Source organism: Nonomuraea sp. NPDC054003 (genome assembly GCF_055585125.1).
Map to the genome: position 1 here is coordinate 444,877 of NZ_JBVJKR010000004.1, position 26,607 is coordinate 471,483.

The window sequence follows — 26,607 nt, forward strand, 5'->3', positions numbered from 1 at the left end:
TCCTCGATCGAAAGGACTGCGGACATGTCAGAAACGGATCTCTTCCAGCGCCCGCCCGCCTCGGCCCCCGTCAAGCCGGTCAACGCCGGCCTGCTGTACGCGCTGCGGCTGACGATCATCGCCCAGGCGGCGGGCCTCGTCGTGGCCGGCTCGCTCGCCGGACAGTCGGTCGCCACCGACGGGGCGATGGCCGAGCCCCACGTGATGGCCGGGATGCTCGTCCACCTCGTCGGGCTCCTGCAGATCGTCTTCGCCGTGCTCGTGTGGCGGCCCGGCCGCGGCGCCGGCTGGCCCGCCCTGGCCAGCCTCGCGCTGTTCGTCGCGGGGATGGGCCAGCACTTCACCTGGGAGATGCTCGGCGCCCACCTGCCCAACGGGATCGTCATGTCCGGGCTCGCCACCGCGCTGCTCATCTGGTCGTGGTCGCCGGGAGCGTCCCGCCGCCGCTAACCTCGTTCCTGTGTACGTGAAGATCTGCGGCCTGACCGACCCCGGCCACGTGGCCGCCGCCGTCGAGGCCGGCGCCGACGCCATCGGCTTCGTGCTGACCAGCAGCTCGCGCCGGATCACGCCCGACCGGGCCGCCGAGCTGGGGGCCCTGGTGCCGCCGGAGGTGCTGACCGTGGGCGTCTTCCGCGGCGAGGACCCCGCCACGGTCCGGGCCGCGGCGCTCGCCGCCGGGGTGCGGGCCGTCCAGCTCCACGGCCACCACCCGCACGGCGACTTCACCGCGCTCAAGGACCTCGGCCGCACCCTGATCAGGGCCGTCGACGCGCGGGCCGACCTGCGGTGCGGCGCCTTCGACGAGAGCATGCTCATCGTCGACGCGCCCCGGGCGGGCTCCGGCGAGCCGTGGGACTGGTCGGCCGTCCGCGGCCGCCCTTCGGGACAGTGGCTGCTCGCGGGCGGCCTGGCGCCGTCCAACGTCGCCGAGGCGATCGCCGCCGCCCGCCCGTGGGGGGTCGACGTCTCCAGCGGCGTCGAGACCGCTCCCGGCGTCAAGGACCCGGCGCTGATCGCCGCCTTCGTCGACGCCGCCCGCGCCGCCTCCTGACGCGCCCTCTCAGGGCGAGATGACGCGCGCTCTCGGAGCGCCATGGGGAACGGAGTCGACGGGATGTCCGGGGAACGCTTACAGAGCGGCGAGCGGGCGCGGGAGTTCCTGCGCGGGTTCGCGCGGCGGCGGGCGCCGCGGGTGGTGCCGGTGCCCGGTGGCTTCGGGGTGCTCGACGATCGCTACGCGGCCTCGTACGACGACAACAAGCTCGTCGTGTGGCACGGCGAGGACCCGCGGGCCGTGCTCGCGGCGGCGGAGGAGGTGCTGGGGGCGCGCGGCCACCGGATGGTGTGCGTGCACGACGACCGGCTCGGCCGGGAGTTCTCGCCCGCGTGCGCGGCGGCGGGCTACCGGCACGAGGAGAACGTGCTCATGGCCTACCGCGGCGACCCGCCCCGCGTCCCGCACGCCGAGGAGCTCTCCCTGGCGGTGCTGCTGCCCGTGCTGCGCGAGACCTGGCGCGAGACGCTGCCGGACGCCGGCGACGAGGTGATCGAGCAGCTCGCCCGGCGGGCCGAGACCAGACTGCGCGGCGCCGGCCGGGTCGGGTTCCGCGGCGTGCGGACCTCCGGCGGCGAGATCGCCGCCCGCGCCGACCTGTACGTCCACGACGGCGTGGCGCAGATCGAGGACCTGGTGACCGCCGTCCCGCATCGGGGCAGGGGGCACGCACGCGCGCTGATGCTCTCACTCCTGGCGGAGGCCACCGCGGCGGCCGGGCTGGTGTTCCTGGTGGCCGACGCGGGCGACTGGCCCAGGGAGTTCTATGCCCGCCTCGGATTCGCGGAGATCGGCCGCACGCACGACTTCGTCCGCGCCTGACGGCGGGAGCTTGGCCGGATGCGGCCCCGCTGGGCCGGAAGTTCGCGCAGTAGGGTCTGGGGCGTGAGTGAAACTTCCGCCGAGGACCGAATCTGGACGGTTCCCAACCTGCTGAGCTTCCTGCGTCTCCTTGGCGTGCCCGTGTTCCTGTGGCTGGCTCTGGGGCCGAGGGCCGACGGGTGGGCACTCGGGGTGCTCGCGGTGGCCGGGTTCACCGACTGGCTCGACGGGAAGATCGCTCGCGCGTTCAACCAGACCAGCAGGCTCGGGCGGCTGATCGACCCGGCCGCGGACAAGTTGTACGTGTTCGCGACCATCGTGGCGCTGCTGGTGCGGGAGATCATCCCGTGGTGGCTGGTGGCCGTGATCCTGGCCAGGGAAATCTTCGTCGCCTGTTCCTTCCCTGTACTCCGCAAGCATGGATATCGGGCACTTCAGGTGCATTTCCTGGGCAAGGCCGCCATGTTTAACCTCATGTATGCCTTCCCTCTCCTCTTCCTTGCCTCCCACACGGGGTGGTATGCCGAAGTGGCCCGCATCGTCGGGTGGGCGTTCGCGCTGTGGGGAACGGGCCTCTACTGGTGGGCAGGCGTGTTGTACGTGCTACAGGTGCGCCGGCTCGTGACCGCGACCACGAAGGAGTGAGCGGTGAAGGCGGTTGTCATGGCGGGCGGCGAAGGCACCCGGTTGCGGCCGATGACGGCCAACCAGCCCAAACCCCTGCTCCCCGTGGTCAACCGTCCGATCATGGAACATGTGCTGCGCCTGCTCAAACGGCACGGCATCACCGAGACCGTGGTCACGGTGCAGTTCCTGGCCGCGCTGGTGCGCAACTACTTCGGCGACGGCGACGAGCTCGGCATGCGCCTGCAGTACGCGACCGAGGACGTGCCCCTGGGCACCGCGGGGAGCGTGAAGAACGCCGCCGCCCGGCTGCGTGACGACCGTTTCCTGGTCATCTCCGGCGACGCGCTCACCGACATCGACCTGACCGACATGATCCGCTTCCACCGCGACACGGGGGCGCTCGTCACCATCGGGCTCAAGCGGGTGCCGAACCCGCTCGAGTTCGGCATCGTCATCGTCGACGAGGCCGGGCGGGTGCAGCGCTTCCTGGAGAAGCCCACCTGGGGCCAGGTCTTCTCCGACACCGTCAACACCGGCATCTACGTCATGGAGCCCGAGGTGCTGGGCGACGTCCCCACCGGCGAGCCCGCCGACTGGTCGGCCGACGTCTTCCCCAGGCTGCTGGAGCGCGGCGCCCCCATCTACGGCTACGTGGCCGACGGCTACTGGGAGGACGTCGGCAGCCACGACAGCTACCGCAAGGCCCAGGCCGACGCCCTGTCCGGCAAGGTCAGGCTCGACATCGGCGGCTTCGAGGTGTCGCCCGGCGTCTGGGTGGCCGGCTCCGCCTCGGTCGAGCCGGACGCCGTGCTCAAGGGGCCGCTGTTCGTCGGCGAGTACGCCAAGGTCGAGGCCGGCGCCGAACTCCGCGAGTACACGGTGCTCGGCAACAACGCGGTGGTGCGCGAGGGCGCCTTCCTGCACCGCGCGATCGTGCACGACAACGTCTACCTCGGCCCCGGCACCCACCTGCGCGGCTGCGTGATCGGCAAGGCCACCGACGTGATGAGCGGCGCCCGCATCGAGGAGAACGCGATCATCGGCGACGAGTGCGTCATCGAGGCCGAGGCGTACGTCTCCAGCGGGGTCAAGATCTACCCGTTCAAGACCATCGAGGCCGGCGCGGTCGTCAACACCAGCGTCATCTGGGAGTCGCGCGGCCAGCGCGGCCTGTTCGGCCCGCGCGGGGTCAGCGGGCTGGTCAACGTCGAGATCACGCCCGAGCTCTGCGTCCGGCTGGCCAGCGCGTACGCCACCACGCTGAAGAAGGGCGAATACGTCGTCACCTCGCGTGACTCCTCGCTGGCCGCCAGGGCGCTCAAGCGGGCCGTGATCGGCGCGCTCAACGCCAGCGCGATCAACGTCCACGACCTAGAGGCGGCGCCGCTGCCGGTGGCGCGCTTCCACACCGCCAGGGGCACCGCCGCGGGCGGCATCACGCTGCGCACCACCGCCGGCGACCCGCAGAGCGTGGACATCGTCATCATGGACGACCGCGGCGCCGACCTGCCCCCCGGCGCCCAGCGCAAGCTTGAGCGGGTCTTCTCCCGGCAGGAGTTCCGCCGCGCCTTCCCCGGCGAGATCGCCGAGCTGACCTTTCCGGCCAGGGCGGTCGAGGACTACTCGCACGAGCTGCTGGGCCGGGTCGACATGACCGGCGTGCGCGGGATGAAGGTGGTGGCAGACTGCGCGGGCGGCACCTCCTCGCTGGTGCTGCCGCGGTTGCTGGGCCGGGCCGGGATCGAGGTGCTCACCGTCAACGCGGTGCTGGACGACCTGTCGCCCACCGAGACGATCGCCGAGCGCCGGCGCGACCTGCAGCGGCTGTCGGAGCTCGTGAGCTCCTCACGCGCGGCCTTCGGCGTCAGGTTCGACCCGGTGGGGGAGCGCATCGCGCTGGTGGACGAGCAGGGCCAGCTCATCAGCGAGGAGCGGGCGCTGCTGGTGGTCCTCGACCTGGTGGCCGCCGAGCGCAGGGGCGGGCAGGTGGCGCTGCCCGTCACCACCACCCGGGTCGCCGAGCAGGTGTGCCGCTTCCACGGCGTGCAGGTGCGGTGGACCTCGACCGCCGTCGACGCGCTCACCTCGGCCGCCGGCGACCCCGGCATGATCTTCGCCGGCGACGGGCGGGGCGGCTTCGTGGTGCCCGAGTTCAGCCCGGCCATCGACGGGCTGGCCGCGTTCATGCGGCTGCTCGGGCTGGTGGCCCGCACCCGGCTCTCGCTCAGCCAGATCGACGCCAGGATCCCCGAGGCCAAGCTGCTCAAGCGGACGATCCCGACGCAGTGGGCGGCGAAGGGGGCGGTGATGCGCTCGGTCATCGAGGCGGCCGAGTCGAGCGGCGACGGTCACCGGATCGACACCACCGACGGGGTGCGGGTGGTCGGCGACGACGGCAGCTGGGTGCTCATCCTGCCCGCCGCCACCGAACCGGCGACCGACCTGTGGGCGGAGGCGTCGGACGTCGACACCGCGCAGATCCTGCTCGAACGCTGGGCCCAGGTGGTCGAGCAGGCGACATGATCCATAACAGGCCGGATCCTGTCCACGATTTGTCTGGAAGGACCGCAAGATCGTAATGTTAAGACGCGCGGCGGCATGGACCTTCAGGTAGGGGCGGTTGTAACTTTGTCAGCGTCCGAACCTGTCGTCCAGCGCCCCGCCTTGACCTTTGCCGCTGATCAGCGTAAGTTGCGGCATTCGCCAAAACGTGAAGAGCGAAGCGAGGCGCGCCCCGAGCACCGTTGCCGCGACTTCGCGGTAGGAGGCCGAGCCGATCGATGCCGAGCGTCTACTGCACGCAGTGCGGGCATGCCAACCCCGAGGATGCCCGTTTCTGTTCCCGTTGTGGGACCCAGCTGACCAGACCCGAGGTCTCCGGGGACACGACATCGACGATCTCTGTCGCGGGAATAGAGGCGTACGAGGCTGAGACCGGCGACATGCTGCTGGCCGAGCGGGCGCTGGTGGAGCAGCTCCCGCCGGGCGCGGCGCTGCTCACCGTCACCAGGGGGCCCAACCAGGGCAGCCGGTTCAGGCTCGACAAGGAGCTGACCACCACCGGCCGCCACCCGGAGAGCGACATCTTCCTCGACGACATCACGGTCTCGCGCCGTCATGTCGAGTTCTACCGCCATCGCGGCGGCCAGTTCTCGGTGCGCGACGTGGGCAGCCTCAACGGCACCTACGTCAACCGGGAGCGCATCGAGGAGGTCCCGCTCCACTCCGGGGACGAGGTGCAGATCGGCAAGTTCCGGCTGCTGTTCCTGATGCGGACCCCCGTCGGCGCATGAGCTCACAGGCGGCACGCTCGCACATGAGCATCGGGGAGGTGCTCGCCCTGCTGCAGGGCGAGTTCCCCGACGTCACGATCTCCAAGATCCGTTTCCTGGAGGGCGAGGGGCTGATCGAGCCGGAGCGCACCCCGTCCGGCTTCCGCAAGTTCACCCACCTGCACGTCGAGCAGCTGCGCTACATCCTGACCGAGCAGCGCGACCACTACCTCCCGCTGCGCGTGATCAAGGACAAGATGGCCGAGAGCTTCGGCCGCCCCCGCGCGCTGCACGACAAGCAGGAGGTCAAGCTCACCCGGGCCGAGCTGCTGGAGTCCGCGGGGCTCGACGAGGAGACGCTCACCGAGCTGGAGGATTACGGGCTGCTGGCGCCGGTCGCCCGGCGCTACGACGAGGAAGCGCTGAAGATCGCCCGGGCCGTGGGCGGGCTGGCCCGCTTCGGCCTGCACGCCCGTCATCTGCGCGCCGTCAAGGCCGCGGCGGAGCGGGAGGCCGGTCTGGTCGAGCAGACGGTCGCGCCCATACTCAAACGCCGCAAGCCCGGCGCGATCGGTGAGGCCGACGAAGCGGCCAGGGAGCTGTCGGCGCTCCTGCTCGACCTCCATGCCGCCCTGCTGCGTACGGGGGTTCGTGGCGTTCTGGGCCGATGAGCGGCCTGCGGGACATTCAGGGCTCGGCGGGTGTTACGTTGAAATGCAGAAGCGGACCAGCGATGACCTGAGCCGGGCCACCGGCCAGTCGAATATGGAGCAGCCCGTGTTGCAGATGGAGGTAGTGGGCGTTCGGGTAGAAATGCCCACCAATCAGCCGATCGTTCTGCTCAAGGAGGCACACGGGGAGCGGTTCCTGCCGATCTGGATCGGCATGACCGAAGCGACGGCCATAGCGCTGGCACAGGCCGACGAGCCGCCGCCCCGGCCGCTCACCCACGATCTTTTCAGGGACGTGCTGAGCGCGCTCGGCGTGGGTCTGCGCGCCGTCAACATCGTCGCTCTGCGTGACGGCATCTTCTTCGCCGACCTCGTGTTCTCCAACGGCGTGGAGGTCAGCGCCCGGCCCTCCGACTCGATCGCGCTGGCGCTCCGCACCGGAGCCCGCATCTTCGCCAGCGAGGAGGTGGTCCAGGAGGCCGGTGTGATCATCCCCGACGACCAGGAGGACGAGGTGGAGAAGTTCAGGGAGTTCCTTGACACGATCTCACCCGAGGACTTCGGCCGGGCGGGGTAGGTATTTCAGTGCATTTACGCTTCACGACGCGCCGAGCCGGATCGTTGACTGAGCATGGTCACGGTCCTACGGTGCAAGTGAAACCCGTGGTCGACCTTTTACGAACCCCCAGATGAGGCCACGGGATGAGAGAAAGCCGGAGGTCCGCGTGGCGGTCAGCAGCGGCGAGGGAAAGACGGCCGGCCAGGAAGATCCGGTGCGGCGCGAGAGTGCGCGGCAGCGTGCCGGAGAACAAGGATTGCTCTTCGACGAGCAGCCTGCCACGCTGCCGGACGACATCGGATACCGCGGGCCGACAGCCTGCGCGGCGGCCGGCATCACCTACAGGCAGCTCGACTACTGGGCGCGCACGGGCCTGGTGGAGCCCACGATAAGAGCCGCGCACGGCTCCGGCTCCCAGCGCCTCTACAGCTTCCGCGACATCCTGGTCCTGAAAGTCGTCAAGCGGCTCCTCGACACCGGAGTCTCCCTCCAGCAGATCCGCACCGCCGTCCAGCATCTGCGCGACCGCGGGGTCGCCGACCTCGCGCAGATCACGCTGATGAGCGACGGCGTCAGCGTCTACGAGTGCACCTCGGCCGACGAGGTCATCGACCTTCTCCAGGGCGGTCAGGGCGTGTTCGGCATAGCGCTCGGCCGGGTCTGGCGCGAGGTCGAAGGATCCCTCGCGGAGCTGCCGGGGGAACGGGCGGCGGTCGTGGACGACGTCCCGGCCGACCATCCCGCTGACGAACTGGCCCGGCGGCGGCGCGCGCGCCGCATCGGGTGACGCCCCGTACCACCCCAATTAGGGTCGAGGCTGTAATCTAGGACATGCTGACGACCCCGTGCGGGAGAGTCCCCGGCACCGCCGGGGCGCCGAAGGAGCAACCCTCCCCGGAATCTCTCAGGCGCCCGTACCGCTCGGGTGAGGCAACTCTGGAAAGCAGGTGCGTCCGCCAGGCGCACTTCACCGACGGTGCAAGCCCCGTAGCGGGGTGAAGCTCTCAGGTCGCCATGACAGAGGGGGAGATCCGGCATACGCCCGCGCCCAGCGCCGGTCTCCACAGCCTCGGGAGGCATCTCCATGACCGACCTGTCAGCACCGCCGTTCTCCAGCAGGCACATCGGGCCCTCAGCGGCCGAGCAGCAGCGCATGCTCGAGGCCGTCGGCTTCGAATCGGTCGCGGACCTGGTCGCGGTGGCCGTGCCCGAGGCCATCAGGGCCAAGGACCGGCTCAAACTGCCGGCCGCCGCGAGCGAGGCCGAGGCCATCGCCGAACTGCGCGCCCTCGCCGGCCGCAACCAGGTGCTCACCTCCATGATCGGCCTCGGCTACCACGACACGGTCACGCCCGCCGTCATCCGCCGCAACCTCCTGGAGAACCCGGGCTGGTACACCGCCTACACCCCGTACCAGCCGGAGATCTCGCAGGGCCGGCTGGAGGCGCTGCTGAACTTCCAGACCGTCGTCTCCGACCTCACCGGCCTGCCCGTCGCCGGGGCGTCCCTACTCGACGAGGCCACCGCCGCGGCCGAGGGCATGACGCTGGCACGCCGCGCCGGCAAGGCCAAGAGCCCGGTGTTCGTGGTGGACGCCGACACGCTGCCGCAGACCAAGGCCGTGCTGGCCACCCGCGCCGAACCGCTCGGCATCGAGCTCGTCGAGAGCGACCTGACCGGCGACCTGCCCGAATGCTTCGGCGTGCTGGTCCAGTACCCCGGCGCGTCCGGGCGGCTGCGCGACTTCCGCGCCGTGGCCGAGCGGGCGCACGAGGCCGGCGCGCTGGTCGTGGCCGCCGCCGACCTGCTGGCGCTCACGCTCCTGGCCGCCCCGGGCGAGCTCGGCGCCGACATCGCCGTCGGCTCCTCCCAGCGGTTCGGCGTGTCGTTCGGCTACGGCGGGCCGCACGCCGCCTACATGTCCGTACGCGAGGGACTGCAGCGCCAGATGCCCGGCCGCCTGGTCGGGGTGTCGGTCGACGCCGACGGCGCGGCCGCGTACCGGCTGGCCCTGCAGACCCGCGAGCAGCACATCCGCCGCGAGAAGGCCACCAGCAACATCTGCACCGCGCAGGTCCTGCTCGCGGTCATCGCCGGCATGTACGCCGTCTACCACGGGCCCGACGGGCTGCGGCGGATCGCCCGGCGGGTGCACCGGCACGCCGCCGCGCTCGCCGCGGGGCTGCGCGAGGGCGGCGTCGAGGTCGTGCACGCCGAGTTCTTCGACACCGTGCTGGCCCGCGTTCCCGGCCGGGCCGCCGGCATCGTCGCCGCGGCCGCCGAGCGCGGCGTCAACCTGTGGCAGGCCGACGCCGACCACGTCTCCATCGCCTGCGATGAGAAGACCGGCGCCGCCGAGCTCGCCAAGGTGTGGGCGGCCTTCGGCGTCGACCGCGCGGACGCCGCCCTGGACGCCGTGGACGACGCGCTGCCGTCCTCCCTGCTGCGCGAGTCGGACTTCCTCACCCACCCGGTGTTCAACACCCACCACAGCGAGACCTCGATGCTGCGCTACCTGCGCAGGCTCCAGGACAAGGACATCGCGCTCGACCGTTCGATGATCCCGCTCGGCTCCTGCACGATGAAGCTGAACGCGACCACCGAGATGGAGCCCATCACCTGGCCCGAGTTCGCCGGCATCCACCCGTACGCGCCCGAGGCGCAGGCGCTCGGCTACGGCGAGCTGATCCGCACGCTGGAGGACTGGCTCGCCGAGGTCACCGGCTACGACAAGGTCTCCATCCAGCCGAACGCCGGCTCCCAGGGCGAGTTCGCCGGGCTGCTGGCCATCCGCGCCTACCACCGCGCCAACGGGGACACCGGGCGCGACGTCTGCCTCATCCCGTCGTCCGCCCACGGCACCAACGCCGCCAGCGCCGTCATGGCCGGCATGCGGGTCGTGGTCGTGGCCTGCGACGACGACGGCAACGTCGACCTGGCCGACCTCGACGCGAAGATCGGCAAGCACCGCGACCGGCTGGCCGCGATCATGGTCACCTACCCGTCGACGCACGGCGTCTACGAGGAGACCGTCACGGAGATCTGCGCCAAGGTGCACGACGCCGGCGGCCAGGTGTACGTCGACGGGGCCAACCTCAACGCGCTCGTCGGCCTGGCCAAGCCCGGCGAGTTCGGCGCCGACGTCTCCCATCTCAACCTGCACAAGACGTTCTGCATCCCGCACGGCGGCGGCGGGCCCGGCGTCGGCCCGGTCGCCGTCCGCGCCCACCTCGCCCCCTACCTGCCCGGCCACCCGCTGCGCGACGGCTCTCCCGTCGGGCCCGTCTCTGCCGCTCCGTACGGCTCCGCCGGGATCCTGCCGATCTCGTGGGCGTACATCAGGATGATGGGCAGTGACGGCCTCACCGCAGCGACCGAGCAGGCCATCCTGTCGGCCAACTACCTCGCCCGCGGCCTCGCCCCGCACTACCCCGTCCTCTACACCGGCAGGGGCGGGCTGGTCGCCCACGAGTGCATCGTGGACCTGCGGCAGATCACCAAGGAGACCGGCGTCACCGTCGACGACGTGGCCAAGCGGCTCATCGACTACGGCTTCCACGCGCCCACCATGTCCTTCCCCGTCGCCGGAACGCTCATGATCGAGCCGACCGAGAGCGAGGACCTGGCCGAGCTGGACCGGTTCGTGGACGCGATGGTCGCCATCCGCGCGGAGATCGCCAAGGTGGCCTCCGGCGAGTACGACCCGGCCGACAACCCCCTGCGGAACGCCCCCCACACCGCGGAGGCGCTGACCGCCGACGAGTGGAGTCACCCGTACGCGCGGAGCGAGGCGGCCTATCCGGTGCCGTCGCTGCGCGAGGACAAGTACTGGGTGCCGGTGCGGCGGATCGACCAGGCGTACGGCGACCGTAACCTGGTGTGCTCCTGCCCGCCTCTGGAGGCGTACGAGGACTGACAACGGCGGTCCAGGCCCGGCCCGCGCGGCCGGGCCTGTTCGCGTTCCAGAGGGGGCATTTCGGACCAATCGGGCGTCAGCCAGACCGATGGGGTCAACCGAGCAGACATGATCGCGAGAACTCGTTAGGCTCGGGGCGTTCGTCGCCGAAGGAGCTCTCTTGACGTTCTCAGAGCTGGAGACCCCGCCGCTCGACACCGCCCGCCGCCTGGCCGAAGGCGGTGACCTCGACGGCGCGGCCGCCATACTCGCCGAGCTCGCCGCGCAGCCCGGCAGCCCCGATCGGGCGCAGGCAGCCGTGGGGCTCGCCGTGGTGCTCGACCAGGCGGGCGACGTGGAGGGGGCGCGGGCCGCCGCCAGGACGGCGCTGGCCACCGGGCACCCCGAGTTCGCCGCCCAGGCCGCCTGCCACCTGGCTCAGGGGTTCGAGCGTGAAGGGCGGCTGGACCAGGCGCGCGGGGCCTGGCAGGCCGTGCTCGGCGTCGGCACCCCCTCGTACGTGCCGCTCGCGCACCTGGCGCTGGCCCGGCTGGCCGGCGAGGTGGGCGACTACGACGAGGCGGAGGCCGAGCTGCGCGCCGCCATCGAGACGGGCCATCGGACCGGGGACGACGCCCCGGCCGGCGGGGAAGCCTCGCGTGAGGGAGCCGAGCCGGACGGACCCGCCGTCGAGGTGCGGGTGCACGCCGCGCAGCAGCTCGCCGACCTGCTGATCGGGCGCGAGGAGCCGGGGGAGGCCGCCGACGTGCTGCTCGACGCGCTGGAGGACGCCGCCTCCGGTGAGGACGCGGCGCGGTTGCGCGTGCAGCTCGGCATCGCGCACCTGGAGATGGCCTGCGCCGAGTTCGCCGAGGCCGTCGAGCAGGGTGGCGAGGCGCAGGTGAGCGCGCTGGCGATCGAGCTGCTGGCCCGCACGCTTCCCCTGCGCGGCCGCGACGACGCCGCCGGGCAGGTGTGGGCGTACGGGCTGGAGCACCAGGACGAAGGCCTGGCGGCCGAAGTACGCCTCCGCTACGACCGCGACACCTGAGCCGACCCCACAGCTTTCGAGTCAGGGCACCGTTGTGCGTGCCCCGCAGTGATTTTCGAACACAGGCCACCGTCGATGAGTCCGGAAGCGTGCCGACGGCCACCGGGTAGTGCGGGCGAACTGCGGTTGAGAACCTCTCCAGGCCGCGCCGGCTCTGCCCTCTCATGGGTTGCGGATCGCAGCTGACCGCATGAGAACCCGATGGGTCACGGGTGGACGAGGTGGAGGGTGCGCAGCTGACCGCGTGAGAACCCCTCGGCCCGCGTCAGTGGCCGTTCCGCTCGTGTGGAGTGCGGGCGATCGCTTGAAAGCCTTTCGGCCGCGTCATGGTCGGTCTCGTCCGCTTGGGTTGTGGAGTGGGGGCAGCCGTGTGATCCCTTTTCGGGTGTTGGCGGCTCGCCGCTGTGGGTTGACGGGGGCGGGCGGCCGCTTCTCGGCGGCAGGTCAAGACCTTTTCGGGAACCCCCACGGGCCGGGCGCCATAAGGCGTGCCTTCGGCCCGCTCAGCTCGCCGTAGTTCCGGGGTGTGGTGGCCGCGCTTGGGGAGATGGAGACAGGCAGCGTGCCTTGACGGTAAGGGGCGGCGCATCAGCGCGCTGGCCGCAGGTCAAGACCTTTTTGGGAACCCCCACGGGCCGGGCGCCGTAAGGCGTGCCTTCGGCCCGCTCGGCTCGTTGTAGTTCCGGGGTGGCGCCTGGGGGAGGGGGACGGGGGCCGTCAGGGGCGGCGCATCAGGGCGCCGGCGGCGGCGATGTTGATCAGGACGATGGACAGCCAGGCGACGATCAGGCCCACGGTGCCCGCCTGGCTGGCGGCGATGGCCGTCAGCGGGACGCCGATGCCCATCGAGCCCAGCGCGATCGGCACCATGGAGCGGGAGCTGTCGTTCTTGCGCTTGGTCTCCTTGCCGCGCCGCTTGAGCTCGGCTTCGACCCGGGCCGCTATCGTCGCGTCGAGCCGGTCGGCCAGGGAGTCGACAAGAGCGGGCTCGTAGTCGGGGCCGAGGTCGCGGCGGGCGTCGATCGTCGCCCGCAGTTCGTCGCGGACATCCCTCTCCGGTTGCATAGAGGACATCCTGCCCTGTCCGGAGGCGCGCCGTCATCAGACCTGGGAGCTATGTTGAGCTCCTCCCCAGGTACGGTGCTGCCATGGAGATCATGACTCCCCGGGGGCCGGCGCGGGTCGACGTCGACGAGGAGGAGCGCGGCCGGCTGCTGCTGGTGCTGACGCACGGGTCGGCCGGGGGAGTCGACGCGCCCGACCTGCTGGCGGTCCGCGAGGCGGCCCTCGGCATGGGCGTGACCGTGGCCAGGGTGACGCAGGCGTTCAGGATGGCGGGGGCGCGGGCGCCCGGATCGGCCGAGCGGCAGGACGAGGCGTGGCTGGCCGTGCTGGCCGAGCTGCGCGGCCGGTGGCCCGGGCTGCCGCTCGTGCAGGGCGGCCGGAGCAACGGGGCGCGGGTCGCCTGCCGGACCGCGCGGGCGGCCGGGGCGGTGGCGGTGGTGGCCCTGGCGTTCCCGCTGCACCCGCCCGGCAAGCCGGACCGTTCCAGGGCGGACGAGCTGCGCGGCGCCGGAGTCGATGTGCTGGTGGTGAACGGTGACAGGGACCCGTTCGGCGTGCCCGACGCGGCGGACGCGACGCGGCTCGTGGTGCTCCCGGGAGAGGGGCACGACCTGAAGAAGGAACCCGCCCGGGTGGGCGAGGTGGTCGCCGACTGGCTGACCCGTTATCTCGGGTAACCGGTCGGCGGTGCGCTCAGGCTGCCCCGACCAGCGGGTCGGGGCGGTGCGGGGCGATCGCGGTGCCGCCGGGCAGCAGCTCACCGGTGTCCTCGAACAGGACGACCCCGTTGCACAGCAGACTCCACCCCTGCTCGGGGTGGCAGGCCAGGGTGCGGGCGGCTTCGCGGTCAGGCGCGTCGGCAGACGGACAGACCGGGTCGTGCGGGCACATCGGCGTGCCTCCGATATCTCGTGGATGGCCCCCGATCAAGGAGTCGGGAGCGGCTCGGGTTTCTCTTTCCAGTAAGTGTGCAGCAAGTGTGCGATGTGCGTCACACGTTCCGACATAGCCCGTTTGGACTGTTAAGGGAGGATCCCCTGGAGTGTGACCTCCGACACAGCGTGCCTTATGCAGGATAACGGGCCAAGCATGACACGCACACTAGGTTTGGAGCCCTCGGAGCAACGCGTCGAGCCCGCGTTCGAAGTCCGCGTCGGCGTCGCGGTCGCGCCGCACCCACTCGTCCACCTCGGGGTCGGCCCAGCCCGAGCGCTGCACCTCGACCGCGACGCTGCCGAAGACGAAGGCCCGCAGCGTGCGCACGGCCTCCTCGGCGCCGGGCAGGCCGCCGTCGGCGAGCTGCTCGATCTGCTCCCCGATGGCGATGACGGTGGCGCCCTTGGGCGGCTTGGTGAGCGCCAGCGCCAGCACGCCGGGATGCTCGCGCAGCATCTCCCGGCTGGCCCTGCACCACGCCCTGGCGGTCTCCTGCCAGGTCGCCGCCTGCTCGACGTGGACGGCGGTGACGTGTTCGGCCAGGGCGTCCATCAGCGCCTCCTTGCCGCGCGGCAGGTGGTGGTAGATGGCCATGGCCTCGACCTGGAGGGCGTCGCCGAGCCTGCGCATGGTGAGCCTGCGCAGGCCCTGGCTGTCGGCGATGTGCAGGGCGGCCTCGATGATGCGCTCGCGGGACAGGGGGACCGGTGGTCGCTTGGCGGGCATGGTGATCATCTTACTATGTAAAGGAGGCTGCGCCGGAGTGCCGCGCCGGACCGGTTACGGGGCGGGGGTGCGGAGCGCGTACCCTGGTCGCTGATAAGAACGACAGCGTGAAGGGCAGAGTCGATGGCGTTTTTCCGTCCGCGGGTGAGCCGCGAGGCCGAGGTCCGCTACCACGCGGATCTGGAGATCTCCAAGCGCTACCCCGAGCTGCTCGGCAGGGCCAGGGAGGCGGAGCAGGTGCTGCGTGACCTGCGCGCCGCCGACGCCGACGAGATCGAGCTGCGGGCCGCGGGCCGGGCACTCGACAAGGAGCTGACCGAGGCGCTGCGCGCGGCCGAGGCGGGGCAGCGGGCGGCGTTCGGGGTCAAGTCCTACGACGACCGCATCGCCCGGCGCAAGGCCAAGGCGACGCCCAAGGGCGCCATGTGGACCATGGAGGTGGAGCAGCTGCGCACGCTCCGCGAGGAAAACAGGATGTGGGGCATCCCGCGCGTGCCCCGTCCCGTGCCCTCCGCCAGGTGACCGGCCTCCCTGGGCGGTGAGCCCGGCCCGGCCGCCACGACGCAGACGAGCCCCGGCGCAGGCCGGGGCTCGTCGCGTTCGCCGGGTCAGCCGGCCCGGGTACGGTCAGGCGGGGTTCATCCCGGCCGGGCCCGGCGGTGACCCTGGTCAGCTGGCCCAGTCGAGCAGCGGGCGGGTGTTGCTCGGGTGGCGCAGCTTCGACAGCGACTCCTTCTCCAGCTGGCGGATCCGCTCCCGGGTGAGCCCGAGGTGCTTGCCGATCTCGTCCAGCGTGTGCGGCTTGCCGTCGATCAGGCCGAACCGCAGCGCCATGATCTTCGCCTCGCGCGGCGACAGGTTCTGCAGCACGCCCCGCAGCTGGGCGCCGAGGAGCTGCCGGTCGACGATCTCCGACGCCTCCGGCGAGTCGACGTCCTCGATCAGGTCGCCGATCGTGGTCTCGCCGTCCTCGCCGATCGTCGCGTTGAGCGAGATCGGCTGGCGGCTGGTCCGCATCAGCTCCTCGATCTGGTCGGGCGTCCTGTCCAGCTCCACCGCCAGCTCCTCCGGCGTGGGCTCGCGGCCCATCCGCTGGTGCATCTCACGCTCGACGCGCGACAGCTTGGAGAGCATCTCCAGCACGTGCACCGGCAGCCGGATGGTGCGGGCCGAGTCGGCGAAGCCGCGCTGGATCGCCTGGCGGATCCACCACATGGCGTAGGTGGAGAACTTGAAGCCCTTGGTGTAGTCGAACTTCTCCACGGCCCTGATCAGGCCGAGGTTGCCCTCCTGGACGACGTCCAGCAGCGACATGCCGCGGTCGGTGTACTTCTTGGCCACCGAGACCACCAGCCGGAGGTTGGCCTCCAGCATGTGGTCCTTGGCCGCCTTGCCGTCCTCCGCCACGAGGAGCAGCTCCTCGCGGTCCTCGGGGGACAGGTCCGGCTCGCTCTCCAGCTTGTGCTCCGCGTACAGGCCGGCCTCGATCCGGCGGGCCAGGTCGACCTCCTCGGCGGCGGTGAGCAGGGTGCGGCGGCCGATGGACTTCAGGTAGGTGTGCACCGAGTCGCCCATGGCGGACTGGTGGTCGTCGAGGTCGAGCGCCTCGGTCTCCAGCTCGGCCTCCTCCGGCTCCAGCGCGGCGTCGTCGGGACCCTCCGCGTCGATCTCCGTCTTCACCTCGGCGGCCTTTGCCTCCGGGGCCTTGGAGTCGGTAGTCTTTGAGCGCGAAGCCTTCCTGGTGGAGCGCTTGGCCTCAGGCTTGTTCGCAGGCCGTCCTGCGGCCTTCTTCGGGGTGGCCGGCTCGTTCTCGGCGGCCAGGTTCACCCCTGACTCGGTGAGCTCGCGCAAGATCGAGCGGCCCTCGGCCGGGGTGATGCCGGCCTGGGCGAAAGCGTCGCGCAGCTCCGCGAGAGAGAGGCGGCCCTGGGCTCGCCCTCGGTCAATCAGTTGCTCGAGGGTGGCGGCTGGGGCCACAGCGGTTCGGGGCATGAGGACACCTCCTCCATAACGGAGTGGAAGCGAAATGTAGGCGGGTGTGGTGGCGCGGCCCCGGCTCCGGCCGCTCTACTCACCAGTATCAATAACGCCATGCGGCGCGATTTGTTCCCGTGACGCGAAAAAGGGCGGGCCGCCCGGCCGGCGGCGCGCCCTCGCGGGTCCTGATCGCGCTATTCGCCGATCTCGAACTCCCCGACCTCCGGCATGGGCATCGGCTGGGCGTCTTCCAGGCGCTCGTCGGTCCAGTATTGGAGGACGTCCTCCGGGTCGGGGTTGACCCCGGTGGACACCACGATGTCGGTCGGCTCGGAAGGGGGCGGGCTGACCTGCTCGACGACGACCCTGGTCGACTGCCTGACCTGGTCGAGCCTGCCCGCCGAGGCGGCCGCCGCGACCCAGACGCCGCCGGCGACGACGACGCCCACCACTGCCGCGGACGCCCACGTCTTGCGGGACTGGTTCATCAAGGCTCCCTCCTTCTCCCCACTATGACGCATCCGCACTTCATCAGGTTCCGGACTTCAGCCGCAACAGATCAGGTTTGCCGTTGGGCAGCAGCGGAAGCCGGGGCAACACGCGCAGGTCGCGCGGCGCGGCGTACGGCGGCAGCCGGTCGTCGCAATAGGCGCGCAACTGCTCGAGTGTGGGCGGATTCACAGGGTCGGCGGGCACCACGGCGGCCACGACCACCTCGCCCCACTCGGGATCCGGCCTGCCGACCACCGCCACGTCCGCGATCGCGGGATGGCCGCCCAGCACGGTGGCCACGGCGCCCGCCACCACCTTCTCGCCGCCGGTGTTGATGACGTCGTCGGCCCGGCCCAGCACCCGCAGCCGGCCGCCGGACAGCTCGCCCAGGTCGGAGGTGACGAACCAGCCGCCGTCGAACGGGCCGGGCTCGCCGGAGCGGTAGCCGGAGAACAGCACGGGCCCCGACACCAGGATGCGCCCGTCCTCGCCGATCTTCAGATCTACATTGTAAAGGGGGCGGCCGTCGTACACGCACCCGCCGCTCGTCTCGCTCATCCCGTACGTGGTCACGATCGAGGCGCCGAGGTCGCGGGCCTCGTCGAGCAGGCCGGGACGCGGCGCCGCGCCCCCCAGCAGGATGGTGCGGAACCCGGACAGGTCGGCTCCCAGCTCGACCAGCCTGTGCAGCTGGGTGGGCACCAGCGACACGTGATCGGCGCCCGCGCCGAGCACGGCCCCCGGGTCGAAGCGCTCGTGCATGATCGGCTCGCTCCCGGCGAGCAGCGAACGCACCAGCACCTGCAGCCCCGACACGTGCGAAGCGGGCAGGCAGCACAGCCACCGCTCGCCCTTGGCCGCCCCCAGCCGCCGCAGGGAGGACGCCGCCGAGGCGCGCAGCGCCGTCGCCGACAGCATGACGCCCTTGGGCGTGCCCGTGCTGCCGCTGGTCGCGATGACCACCGCCACGTCAGGCGGCACCCCGTGCCCGCCGTCGCGCGGCTCGCCGTCGACGTGCGTGGGCCGCAGCGCGGCGATGGCGGCGCCGGCCTGCCCGGGTGTGAGCGGCAGCACCGCGGGGCCCTCGCCTGACAGCGCGTCGCGGACCGCCGCGTACAGCTCGGGGCCTGCGGGCCGCACGACCGCGTTCAGCGGACGGTCCGGATGCGACGGGTTTCTCCACATGCTCGTAAGGTTAGTGACGTCAGAACGGGCAAGGCGGCAGGGAGGGTCGTGACGCGTTCCCCCGTGGTGTTCCGGATTCCGATGCGCACCAGGTTCCGTGGTCAGACCGTCAGGGAAGGGGTCCTGTTGCGAGGGCCCGCCGGATGGGGCGAGTTCTCGCCGTTCCCCGAGTACGGGCCGCGCGAGTGCGCCCGCTGGCTGGCCTGCGCGCGCGAGGCCGCGTTCGAGGGCTGGCCCGAGCCGGTGCGCGACACGGTCCCGGTCAACACCACCGTGCCCGCCGTCGGCCCCGAGCAGGCGCACGCGATGGTGCGGCGCTCCGGATGCGGCACGGCCAAGGTCAAGGTGGCCGAGCCGGGCCAGCGCTTCGCCGACGACCTGGCCAGGGTGGAGGCGGTGCGCGACGCGCTCGGCCCGTCCGGCAGGCTCCGCGTGGACGTCAACGCCGCCTGGGACGTGTCCCAGGCGGTGCGCCGGCTCAAGGAGCTGAACCGGTTCGACCTGGAGTACGCCGAGCAGCCCTGCGCCACCCTGGACGAGCTCGCCGCCGTGCGGCGGGCCTGCGACGTGCCGATCGCGGCCGACGAGTCCATCCGCCGCGCCGAGGACCCGCTCCGGGTCAGGGCGGCGGGGGCGGCCGACATCGCGGTGGTGAAGGTCCAGCCGCTGGGCGGGGTGCGTGCGGCGCTGCGCGTGGTGGAGGCGTGCGGGCTGCCCGCCGTCGTGTCGAGCGCCGTGGAGACGTCCGTGGGGCTGGCCGCCGGCCTGGCGCTGGCCGCCGCGCTGCCCGAGCTGCCGTACGCGTGCGGGCTCGGCACGATGTCCCTGCTGGAGGGCGACGTGGTGGCCGATTCGCTGGTCCCGGAGGGCGGCGTGCTCACCGTGCGCCGTCCGGACGTGGACCCCGGGCGGCTGTCGGCATTCGAGATCGATTCTCCGCCGTGGCTGCGGCGGATGCAGGAGGCGTCACTGTGAACCCCGCCACCGCGCTGGCCACGGTCCTGGTCGACGAGCTGGTGCGCTGCGGCCTCACCGACGTCGTGATCGCGCCGGGCTCCCGGTCGGCGCCGCTGGCGCTGGCCGCGCACGCCGAGTCGAGGCTGCGCCTGCACGTCCGCGTCGACGAGCGGTCGGCGTCCTTCCTGGCGCTCGGCCTGGCCAAGCGGACCGACCGGCCGGTGGCGGTGATCTGCTCGTCGGGCACGGCCGCGGCCAACTTCCACCCGGCGGTGATCGAGGCCGCCGAGTCCGGCGTGCCGCTGCTCGTGCTGACCGCCGACCGGCCGCCGGAGCTGCGCGGCACCGGCGCCAACCAGACGATCGACCAGCTCAAGCTGTACGGCACCGCCACGCGCTGGTTCGCCGAGCTGGGCGTGCCCGAGGACCGGCCCGGCCAGGTGGCCTACTGGCGGTCGCTGGCCTGCCGCGCCTACCAGCGCGCGCTCGGCCCCGGCGACCCCGGCCCGGTCCACCTCAACCTGCCGTTCAGGGAGCCGCTGCTGCCCGACGGCGACACCTCCTGGTGCGAGCCGCTCGGCGGCGACGCGAACGGCCCATGGGTGCGGGTCCGCGTCGCGCCGCCGCCGGTCGCCCTGCACCTCCCCCCGACCAGGCGCGGGGTCCTGGTGGTCGGCGACGGCGCGCCCAACGTGCGCCGGTACGTCGCCGCGGCGGGGATGGCCGGCTGGCCGGTGCTGTCGGAGCCGCAGGGCGGCGGCCGCTACGGCGACCACGCCGTGTCCACCTACCACTTCCTGCTCGGCATGCCGGAGTTCGCCGACGCCCACCCGCCGGACGTGGTGGTCACGCTGGGCAGGCCGGGCCTGTCGCGCCCGCTGCTGTCGTGGCTGAGCCGCGCCCCGGAGCACATCGTGGTCGCCCCCGACCTCGACCGCTGGCCCGACCCGACCCGCTCGGCCACCCAGGTGGCCCAGGCGGTGGAGATCCCGGTGGCCTCCGGCGACGACGCCTGGCTGCACGCCTGGCGGCGGGCCGACCAGGCGGCCAGGGCGGCGATGGACGAGGTGCTCGACTCCTCCGGGCTGAGCGAGCCAAGGCTGGCCCGCGACCTGGTCGACGCGCTGCCGAACGGGGCGCTGCTGTTCTGCGGGTCGTCGATGCCGATCCGCGACCTGGACCAGGCGATGCGGCCGCGGCGCGGCATCAGGGTGATGGCCAGCCGGGGCGCGTCCGGCATCGACGGGCTGGTGTCGACGGCGATGGGGGCGGCGCTCGGCCACAACGGGCCCTCCTACGGCCTCATCGGCGACCTGTCGTTCCTGCACGACCAGAACGGCCTGGTGCTCGGCCCCCGCGAGCCGCGCCCGGACCTGTGCCTGGTGGTGGTCAACAACGACGGGGGCGGCATCTTCTCGATGCTGCCGCAGGCGGCCGTGCGCGACCCGTTCGAGCGCGTCTTCGGCACCCCGCACGGGGTGGACCTCGGCTACGTCACGGCCGCGACCCGCACCCCTCACACCCTCGTGGAGGACGTCTCCGAGCTGCCGAAGGCGCTGCGGGGGGAGGGGCCGCGGGTGGTGGAGGTGCGCACGGACCGCGAGTCGAACGCGCTCGTCCACGCGCGGCTGAAGGACGCCGCGCAGGAGGCGGTGCGCGCCGCGCTCGCCTGAGCGCGCGCCGTCAGTTCCGCTCCGCGCCGGCGGTGCCGAAGAGCTCGTCCAGACCGGTGACGCGCATGAGCCCGGACGTCCTGGGCGACACGCCCGTCAGCGTGAGCCCGGCCTCGCACTGGCGTGCGCGCCGCTGGACGGCGACGAGCACGCCCAGGCCCGCCGCGTCGATGAAGGCCAGCCCGCCCAGGTCCAGGACGATCTCCGCGGGGCGCGCGATCGTGTCCAGCAGCTCCAGCACGTGGGCGCGGAGCAGCTCCCTGGAGGCGATGTCCAGCTCCCCGCCGACCGATACGGTCACGACGTCGTCGCGCACGCTCGTCGTCAGGTGGAATGCGTGCATGGGACCCCTCGCGGTGAACGTCGTCGCGCGACGCCAGGGGGGGTCCCGCCGCCGTCCCGGGGGACTCGCCGGTGTGAGGGGCCGGCGGGCTGCGGGCCGGACGGCGCATGTGCGTCGCCGTACGCTGTCACGCTGGATGCTAGCGGGGGGTCGGCGTGTTTCGCCGGAAGAACCCGATTCCCTGCGGGTAATCGGCATAGATCCCGAAACCGTACGAGGTCAGCGCTCTATGAGCGTGACCTCCAGCGAATAGTGGGAGGCGCGGTAGACGTGGGAGCCGTGCTCGACGGCGCGGCCCTGGTCGTCGTAGGTGGTGCGGACCATGGTCAGCAGCGGGGCGCCGCGCCGCTCCGCGAGCAGCCGCGCCTCGGCCTGGCTGGCGGCCCGCGCGCCGATGCGCTGGTTGGCCACCCGCATCCGCACGCCCGCCCCGCGCAGTAGCTCGTACAGGCCCCGGCTCTGCAGGCCTTCGGGGGTCAGCGGGGCGAGCCCGATCGGGAGCCAGTTGTGCAGCAGCGCCAGCGGCTCACCGGCGGCGAACCGCAGCCGCTCCAGGTAGAGCACCTCGGTGGCCGGCTCGACGCCGAGGATGCCGGCGACCTCCTCCTCGACCACGCGGGGCTCCAGCCGCAGCACCTGGGTGGCCGGCTCCTGCCCGGAGCGGCGCAGGTCGTCGTAGAGGCTGGTCAGCTCCACCGACCGCTTGACCTGGCCGTGGACCACCTGGGTGCCGACGCCGCGCTTGCGGACGAGCAGCCCTTTGTCCACGAGATACTGGATCGCCTGGCGGATCGTGGGCCGCGACAGGCCGAGCTTGTCGGCCAGCAGGATCTCGTTGTCCAGCCGGGAGCCGGGGGCCAGGTCACCCCGCCGGATGGCCTCGGCGATCTGCTCGGCCACCTGGAAGTAGAGCGGCACGGGGCTGGATCGATCCAGGTCGATCGCCAGGTTCGCGGTCATGCTGATCAGGTTATCCGAGGTAAGAATGTCCTGACAAATATCTCTTCCCCTGAGTGCGAGGGCGGTTCGGGCCGGGTGACCCCGACCTGCCATGGTTGTCGGTGATGACTGTTTCTCTTGGGGGGATCATGGACACGACCACACTGCTGGAGACCGCCGCCGAGGCCGCCAGGGCCGTGGGGCCGCGGCTGCGCGAGGCGTTCCGTTCGAGGCCCGAGGTGGCCGTGAAGCGCGACTTCCACGACCCGGTGACCGAGCACGACAAGGCGGCCGAGGAGACCATCCGGGGCGTGATCGAGGGCCGTTTCCCCGGCAGCGCGATCGTGGGGGAGGAGGGCGGCACGACCGGCTCCGGCGAGCTGGTCTGGTATGTCGACCCCATCGACGGCACCGCCAACTTCGCGGCCGGCCTGCCGTTCTTCTGCGTGTCGATCGCCGCCGCCGTCGGGGGCGAGCTGGTGGCAGGAGTGGTGTACGACCCCGTACGCGAGGACGAGTTCACCGCCACGACCGACGGCGCCTGGTGCAACGGGGCGCCGATCCGCAGCGCGGGCGCGGCGCGTGACCGCGAGGCGATGCTGCTGTGCAGCTACCCGTCGCCGCTGGACCTGGAGGTCGACGGCGAGGAGGGGCTGCGCCGCTACGGGCGGCTGGTGGACGCCTTCGCGGCCGTGCGCAGGCCCGGCAGCGCCGCGCTCAACCTGGCCCACGTCGCGGCCGGCTGGGCGGACGCGGTCTACGGCACCCGCGCCCAGCCGTGGGACGTGGCGGCGGGCGCCCTCCTGGTCCACCGGGCAGGCGGCGTCTACTTGGGCGACCCCCTGGCGCCCGGCGACTACCTCGCGCACGTGGGCGGTTTCGACCTCGCCTCGTCCGCCCTCGCGGAGGTGGCCGTGGAGAAGCGGTAGCCGCATCGTGCCCGGCGTCAGGGGGCGTTCACCAGGGGCGGCAGGTCGGCCAGGGTCGTGATGCGGGGGAAGCCGTCCGGGGGCGGGCAGACGCCGAGACGGTCGAGCCAGACCGAGCGCATGCCCGTCACCGCCGGCCCCGTCACGTCCTTGGCGATGTCGTCGCCGACCAGCAGGACCTCCTCGGGCGGCAGCCCGAGCGCGGCGGCGGCCGCCGTGTAGCAGGCCGCCGCCGGCTTGTAGCAGCCGCCCAGCACCTCGCCTGTCAGCACCGGGCCGGCCAGCCCGTCCAGGCCGATCGCGCGCACCTTCTCCTCCTGGATCTCCTGGGCGCCGTTGGTCAGCACCCCGAGCCGGAACCCGCCGAGCGCAGCCAGCGCCCGCGCCGCGTCGGGGAAGGCCACCCAGCCGCGCCGGTAGTGCTCGGCGAACCCGGCGAAGGCCGCGTCGAGGTCGGCGGGCACCTCGATGGCGAGCTCGGCGCAGAGCGCGCGGACGCGGCGCCGCCGCTGCTCCTGCCAGGAGCACTCACCCGCGTGCCAGGCCGCCAGGTGGGGCTCCTCCAGCGCCGCCCAGAGCGCGGGCGCGTCGCCGAGCCTGGGGTGGCCGGGAGCCCGCTCCGCCACCCAGGCGCCGATCGCCGTGTCGGCCGCGGCGCGGTGGTCGAGGAGGGTGCCGTCCAGGTCGAACAGAATGCCGTTGATCACGTTTCCATCCTGTCAGGCGTTCCTGCGGTACTCGCCGGCCTCGCGGACATGGCCGGCCATGACGCGCTCGGCCGCCTCGCCGTCGCCCCGCTCCAGCGCCGCCAGCACGCCGGCGTGCGCGTCGAGGTGCCGCCGCGCCTGTCCGGGGTCGAGCCACTGGGAGGCGGCGGCCGGGACGGGGAAGCTGTTGCGCACCGCCCTGGCCTGCTGGCCGAGGAACGCCGGGCCGCCGATGTCGGTGATGCGCAGGTGGAAGTCCCTGCTCCGCTCGCCCAGCCGGTCGTGGCGGCCCGCCTCCGCGTCACGGGCCATCGACGCGTGCAGATCACGCAGCGAGGCCAGCTCGCCCGCGGTGATCCGGGCCGCCGCCAGCCGCGCGCCCAGGCCCTCGACCACCGCGCGCAGCCCGTAGAACTCCTCCAGAGCGTCGTCGCCCAGCTCGACCACCGTCGCGCCGTGGTGCGCCTCGTAGCTGATCAGGCGGTCCTTCTCCAGCCTGCGCAGCGCCTCCCGTACCGGAGTGACGGAGACGCCGAGCCGGCGGGCGACCGCGCCGGCGCGCAGCGCGGTGCCGCCGGGGATGCGGGCGGTGCGGATCTCCTCCAGCAGCACGCTGTAGACGTAGTCGGCCTTGCTCATCGGCGGCCGATGGTCGGCGGTCATGGGTCAAGTGTCTCTTGAATCCCGGTTGACCTATGACATATTTCTTATAAGTTACATAACCATGACAAGCCTCGCGGGACTGCGGGTCATCGACGCCGCCACGCTGTTCGCCGGGCCCACCGCCGCGATGATGCTGGGCGACTTCGGCGCCGACGTGATCAAGATCGAGCATCCGAGGCGCGGCGACCCGGCGCGCGGTCACGGGGCCGCGGCCGACGGGGTGGGGCTGTGGTGGAAGACGCTCTCGCGCAACAAGCGCGCCGCCGCCGTCGACCTGTCGCGGGCCGAGGGGCAGGAGATCCTGCGCCGCCTCGCCGACGGCTGCGACGTGCTCGTGGAGAACTTCAGGCCCGGCACGCTGGAGCGGTGGGGGCTCGGGCCCGAGGTGCTGCTGGAGCGCAACCCCCGGCTGATCGTGGCGCGGATGACCGGGTTCGGGCAGTTCGGGCCGATGGCCGCGCGGCCCGGGTTCGGCACCCTGGCCGAGGCCATGAGCGGGTTCGCGGCGATGACCGGGGAGCCCGACGGGCCGCCGACGCTGCCGCCGCTCGCGCTCGCCGACGGCATCGCGGGCCTCGCCATGGCGTACGCGATCATGGTGGCGTTGCGTGCCCGTGAGCACACCGGGCGCGGCCAGGTCGTCGACCTGGCCATCATCGAGCCCATCCTCGCCCTGCTCGGCCCGCAGATGACCGCCTACAAGGCGCTCGGCGTGGTGCCGCGGCGCACAGGCAACCGGTCCTCCAGCAACGCGCCGCGCAACACCTACCGCACCCGCGACGGACGCTGGCTGGCCATCTCCACCAGCGCCCAGCCGATCGCCGAGCGGGTGATGACCCTGGTCGGGCGGCCTGACCTGGTCGAGCAGCCCTGGTTCGCCAGCGGCGCCGGGCGCGTCGCGCACGTCGAGGAGCTGGACGAGGCCGTCGCCTCCTGGATCGCCGCCCGCGACGCCGCCGAGGTCGTCGCCCGCTTCGAGGAGGCGCAGGCCGCGGTCGCGCCCGTCTACGACGTCGCCGACATCGCCGAGGACCCGCAGTACGCGGCCCTGGACACGTTCGTCGAGGTGCCCGACGAGGAGCTGGGCGCGGTCACCGTGCAGAACGTGCTGTTCCGGCTGTCCGCCACGCCGGGCGAGGTGCGCTGGCCGGGCCGCGGTCTCGGGCGCGACACCGACGCCGTGCTCGGCGAGCTCGCGTACCCGGCCGGGGAGATCGCCCGGCTGCGCGAGGCCGGGGTGATCGCGTGAGGATCCCCGTCACCTGGCTGTACGTGCCGGGCGACCGGCCCGAGCGGTTCGCCAAGGCGGCCGACTCCGGCGCCGACGTGGTCATCATCGACCTGGAGGACGCGGTCGCGCCCGCCCGCAAGGACGAGGCCCGCGCGAACGCGGCCGGCTACCTGCGCTCCCGCCCTCCTGGAGGGCCGCCGGTGCACGTGCGGGTCAACGACCTGACCACCCAGCGCGGGCTGGACGACCTGGACGAGCTGGGCCGGTCGGCCGACGCCGTGCGGCTGCCCAAGGTGGAGTCGGCGACCGCGCTCGACCTGGTGGAGCGGCTGGGCGTGCGGGCGTACGCGCTGCTGGAGTCGGCGGCCGGGATCCTGGAGGCGCGGGCCGTCGCCGCCCACCCGTGCGTCGACGGCATCGCGCTCGGCGAGCAGGACCTGGCGGCCGAGCTGGCCATCACGGGCGGGCCGGCGCTGGACCACCTCCGGCTGCGGGCGGTGCTGGCCGCCGCCGCGGCGGGGTTGCCGCCGGTGCCCATGGCGGTCTATCCGGACGTACGGGACGAGGCCGGGCTGGCCGCGTCGTGCGCGGAGGGGCGGGCGCTCGGCATGTTCGGGCGTACGGCCATCCACCCGCGGCAGATCCCGGTGATCAGGGCCGCCTTCCGGCCGACGCCGGAGGAGACGGCGCGGGCCGCCGAGATCGTGCAGGCGGCCGACGCCGCGGGCGCGGGCGCTTTCGCCCTGCCGGACGGCCGCTTCGTCGACGCGCCGATCGTGGCCCGCGCCCGCCGGACCCTAATCCTCTCCACCCAGCTCGCCGACTCCTGA

General features: G+C 72.5%; 28 protein-coding genes and 1 riboswitch. Of the genes, 18 read left to right on the top strand and 10 right to left on the bottom strand.

All coding sequences use genetic code 11. The annotated features are described in order from the left end of the window. Positions 1-24 precede the first annotated feature (24 nt). From ACZ6YG_RS12640 to ACZ6YG_RS12690, 11 genes are all read left to right on the top strand, one after another. A complete protein-coding gene (locus ACZ6YG_RS12640) occupies positions 25-450 on the top strand; it encodes a hypothetical protein (protein ID WP_148031970.1) in 426 nt (141 codons plus the stop codon). 10 nt (positions 451-460) lie between these two features. Continuing rightward, positions 461-1,054, top strand: coding sequence for a phosphoribosylanthranilate isomerase (locus tag ACZ6YG_RS12645; protein ID WP_466018047.1), 594 nt, complete (start codon positions 461-463; stop codon positions 1,052-1,054). 63 nt (positions 1,055-1,117) lie between these two features. Beyond that, entirely contained in the window at positions 1,118-1,879 is a 762-nt protein-coding gene (locus ACZ6YG_RS12650; protein ID WP_466018048.1) for a GNAT family N-acetyltransferase, read from the top strand. Between the two features lie 63 nt (positions 1,880-1,942). Continuing rightward, positions 1,943-2,524 (top strand): CDP-alcohol phosphatidyltransferase family protein, encoded by a 582-nt coding sequence (locus ACZ6YG_RS12655; protein ID WP_261808589.1) that lies wholly within the window; start codon positions 1,943-1,945, stop codon positions 2,522-2,524. A 3-nt stretch (positions 2,525-2,527) separates the two neighbouring features. Then, on the top strand, positions 2,528-5,029 hold the full coding sequence (locus tag ACZ6YG_RS12660; RefSeq protein ID WP_219544407.1) for a mannose-1-phosphate guanyltransferase: 2,502 nt from the start codon (positions 2,528-2,530) through the stop codon (positions 5,027-5,029). 257 nt (positions 5,030-5,286) lie between these two features. Next, complete coding sequence (locus tag ACZ6YG_RS12665) at positions 5,287-5,799, top strand: FHA domain-containing protein (protein ID WP_466018049.1); 513 nt, start codon at positions 5,287-5,289, stop codon at positions 5,797-5,799. A 23-nt stretch (positions 5,800-5,822) separates the two neighbouring features. Next, positions 5,823-6,449, top strand: a complete 627-nt coding sequence (ftsR, locus tag ACZ6YG_RS12670; protein ID WP_148031964.1) for a transcriptional regulator FtsR — start codon at positions 5,823-5,825, stop codon at positions 6,447-6,449. Positions 6,450-6,555: 106 nt separating this feature from the next. Further along, the gene (locus tag ACZ6YG_RS12675; RefSeq protein ID WP_148031963.1) at positions 6,556-7,026 is read left to right on the top strand and encodes a bifunctional nuclease family protein; all 471 of its coding nucleotides are present in this window, start codon (positions 6,556-6,558) and stop codon (positions 7,024-7,026) included. A gap of 148 nt (positions 7,027-7,174) precedes the next feature. Further along, positions 7,175-7,795, top strand: coding sequence for a MerR family transcriptional regulator (locus ACZ6YG_RS12680; protein WP_148031962.1), 621 nt, complete (start codon positions 7,175-7,177; stop codon positions 7,793-7,795). A 51-nt stretch (positions 7,796-7,846) separates the two neighbouring features. Further along, positions 7,847-7,938, top strand: a riboswitch (glycine riboswitch). 154 nt (positions 7,939-8,092) lie between these two features. After that, the gene (gene gcvP / locus ACZ6YG_RS12685) at positions 8,093-10,924 is read left to right on the top strand and encodes an aminomethyl-transferring glycine dehydrogenase (RefSeq protein WP_466018050.1); all 2,832 of its coding nucleotides are present in this window, start codon (positions 8,093-8,095) and stop codon (positions 10,922-10,924) included. A 160-nt stretch (positions 10,925-11,084) separates the two neighbouring features. Further along, the gene (locus ACZ6YG_RS12690) at positions 11,085-11,954 is read left to right on the top strand and encodes a tetratricopeptide repeat protein (RefSeq protein WP_397196823.1); all 870 of its coding nucleotides are present in this window, start codon (positions 11,085-11,087) and stop codon (positions 11,952-11,954) included. Between the two features lie 717 nt (positions 11,955-12,671). Here ACZ6YG_RS12690 and ACZ6YG_RS12695 read toward each other — a convergent pair. Then, entirely contained in the window at positions 12,672-13,019 is a 348-nt protein-coding gene (locus ACZ6YG_RS12695) for a hypothetical protein (RefSeq protein WP_148031959.1), read from the bottom strand. 83 nt (positions 13,020-13,102) lie between these two features. Between ACZ6YG_RS12695 and ACZ6YG_RS12700 the strand changes: the two genes are divergently transcribed. Next, positions 13,103-13,696 (top strand): alpha/beta hydrolase family protein, encoded by a 594-nt coding sequence (locus ACZ6YG_RS12700; RefSeq protein ID WP_219544410.1) that lies wholly within the window; start codon positions 13,103-13,105, stop codon positions 13,694-13,696. 16 nt (positions 13,697-13,712) lie between these two features. On the opposite strand, the gene ACZ6YG_RS12705 is transcribed toward ACZ6YG_RS12700, so the two are convergent. Beyond that, positions 13,713-13,910 carry a DUF5999 family protein gene (locus ACZ6YG_RS12705; protein WP_148031957.1) on the bottom strand — a complete coding sequence of 66 codons (198 nt, stop codon included), beginning with the start codon at positions 13,908-13,910 and terminating at the stop codon, positions 13,713-13,715. A gap of 210 nt (positions 13,911-14,120) precedes the next feature. Continuing rightward, positions 14,121-14,690: a TetR/AcrR family transcriptional regulator C-terminal domain-containing protein gene (locus tag ACZ6YG_RS12710; protein WP_148031956.1), complete on the bottom strand. Its 570-nt coding sequence runs from the start codon at positions 14,688-14,690 to the stop codon at positions 14,121-14,123. Positions 14,691-14,804: 114 nt separating this feature from the next. Here ACZ6YG_RS12710 and ACZ6YG_RS12715 point away from each other — a divergent pair, with 114 nt between their 5' ends. Further along, the gene (locus tag ACZ6YG_RS12715) at positions 14,805-15,203 is read left to right on the top strand and encodes a hypothetical protein (RefSeq protein WP_271276571.1); all 399 of its coding nucleotides are present in this window, start codon (positions 14,805-14,807) and stop codon (positions 15,201-15,203) included. 147 nt (positions 15,204-15,350) lie between these two features. Here the strand turns inward: ACZ6YG_RS12715 and ACZ6YG_RS12720 are convergent, their stop codons facing one another. The 3 genes from ACZ6YG_RS12720 to ACZ6YG_RS12730 all read right to left on the bottom strand — a co-directional run bounded on the left by ACZ6YG_RS12720 (position 15,351) and on the right by ACZ6YG_RS12730 (position 18,335). Then, on the bottom strand, positions 15,351-16,673 hold the full coding sequence (locus tag ACZ6YG_RS12720) for an RNA polymerase sigma factor (protein WP_148031954.1): 1,323 nt from the start codon (positions 16,671-16,673) through the stop codon (positions 15,351-15,353). A 179-nt stretch (positions 16,674-16,852) separates the two neighbouring features. Beyond that, entirely contained in the window at positions 16,853-17,146 is a 294-nt protein-coding gene (locus tag ACZ6YG_RS12725) for a hypothetical protein (RefSeq protein ID WP_466018051.1), read from the bottom strand. Positions 17,147-17,189: 43 nt separating this feature from the next. Continuing rightward, positions 17,190-18,335 (bottom strand): AMP-binding protein, encoded by a 1,146-nt coding sequence (locus ACZ6YG_RS12730; protein WP_466018052.1) that lies wholly within the window; start codon positions 18,333-18,335, stop codon positions 17,190-17,192. A gap of 81 nt (positions 18,336-18,416) precedes the next feature. Here ACZ6YG_RS12730 and ACZ6YG_RS12735 point away from each other — a divergent pair, with 81 nt between their 5' ends. Both ACZ6YG_RS12735 and menD read left to right on the top strand, forming a co-directional pair. Then, a complete protein-coding gene (locus tag ACZ6YG_RS12735; RefSeq protein ID WP_261808863.1) occupies positions 18,417-19,310 on the top strand; it encodes an o-succinylbenzoate synthase in 894 nt (297 codons plus the stop codon). Continuing rightward, a complete protein-coding gene (gene menD, locus ACZ6YG_RS12740; protein WP_466018053.1) occupies positions 19,307-20,965 on the top strand; it encodes a 2-succinyl-5-enolpyruvyl-6-hydroxy-3-cyclohexene-1-carboxylic-acid synthase in 1,659 nt (552 codons plus the stop codon). The genes ACZ6YG_RS12735 and menD overlap by 4 nt, the downstream gene beginning before the upstream one ends. Before the next feature lie 10 nt (positions 20,966-20,975). On the opposite strand, the gene ACZ6YG_RS12745 is transcribed toward menD, so the two are convergent. Continuing rightward, positions 20,976-21,308, bottom strand: a complete 333-nt coding sequence (locus ACZ6YG_RS12745) for an STAS domain-containing protein (protein WP_187281190.1) — start codon at positions 21,306-21,308, stop codon at positions 20,976-20,978. Between the two features lie 219 nt (positions 21,309-21,527). Beyond that, entirely contained in the window at positions 21,528-22,268 is a 741-nt protein-coding gene (locus ACZ6YG_RS12750; RefSeq protein ID WP_219544414.1) for a GntR family transcriptional regulator, read from the bottom strand. 128 nt (positions 22,269-22,396) lie between these two features. Here ACZ6YG_RS12750 and ACZ6YG_RS12755 point away from each other — a divergent pair, with 128 nt between their 5' ends. Further along, positions 22,397-23,176 (top strand): inositol monophosphatase family protein, encoded by a 780-nt coding sequence (locus ACZ6YG_RS12755; RefSeq protein ID WP_148031947.1) that lies wholly within the window; start codon positions 22,397-22,399, stop codon positions 23,174-23,176. A 17-nt stretch (positions 23,177-23,193) separates the two neighbouring features. Here the strand turns inward: ACZ6YG_RS12755 and ACZ6YG_RS12760 are convergent, their stop codons facing one another. Further along, on the bottom strand, positions 23,194-23,883 hold the full coding sequence (locus ACZ6YG_RS12760) for an HAD family hydrolase (protein ID WP_466018054.1): 690 nt from the start codon (positions 23,881-23,883) through the stop codon (positions 23,194-23,196). Between the two features lie 12 nt (positions 23,884-23,895). Beyond that, entirely contained in the window at positions 23,896-24,546 is a 651-nt protein-coding gene (locus tag ACZ6YG_RS12765) for a GntR family transcriptional regulator (RefSeq protein WP_261808588.1), read from the bottom strand. Positions 24,547-24,607: 61 nt separating this feature from the next. On the opposite strand from ACZ6YG_RS12765, the gene ACZ6YG_RS12770 reads away from it, so the two are divergent. Next, a complete protein-coding gene (locus ACZ6YG_RS12770) occupies positions 24,608-25,795 on the top strand; it encodes a CaiB/BaiF CoA transferase family protein (RefSeq protein WP_397196817.1) in 1,188 nt (395 codons plus the stop codon). Next, positions 25,792-26,607 (top strand): HpcH/HpaI aldolase/citrate lyase family protein, encoded by an 816-nt coding sequence (locus ACZ6YG_RS12775; RefSeq protein ID WP_148031944.1) that lies wholly within the window; start codon positions 25,792-25,794, stop codon positions 26,605-26,607. Before ACZ6YG_RS12770 ends, ACZ6YG_RS12775 begins: the two co-directional genes overlap by 4 nt.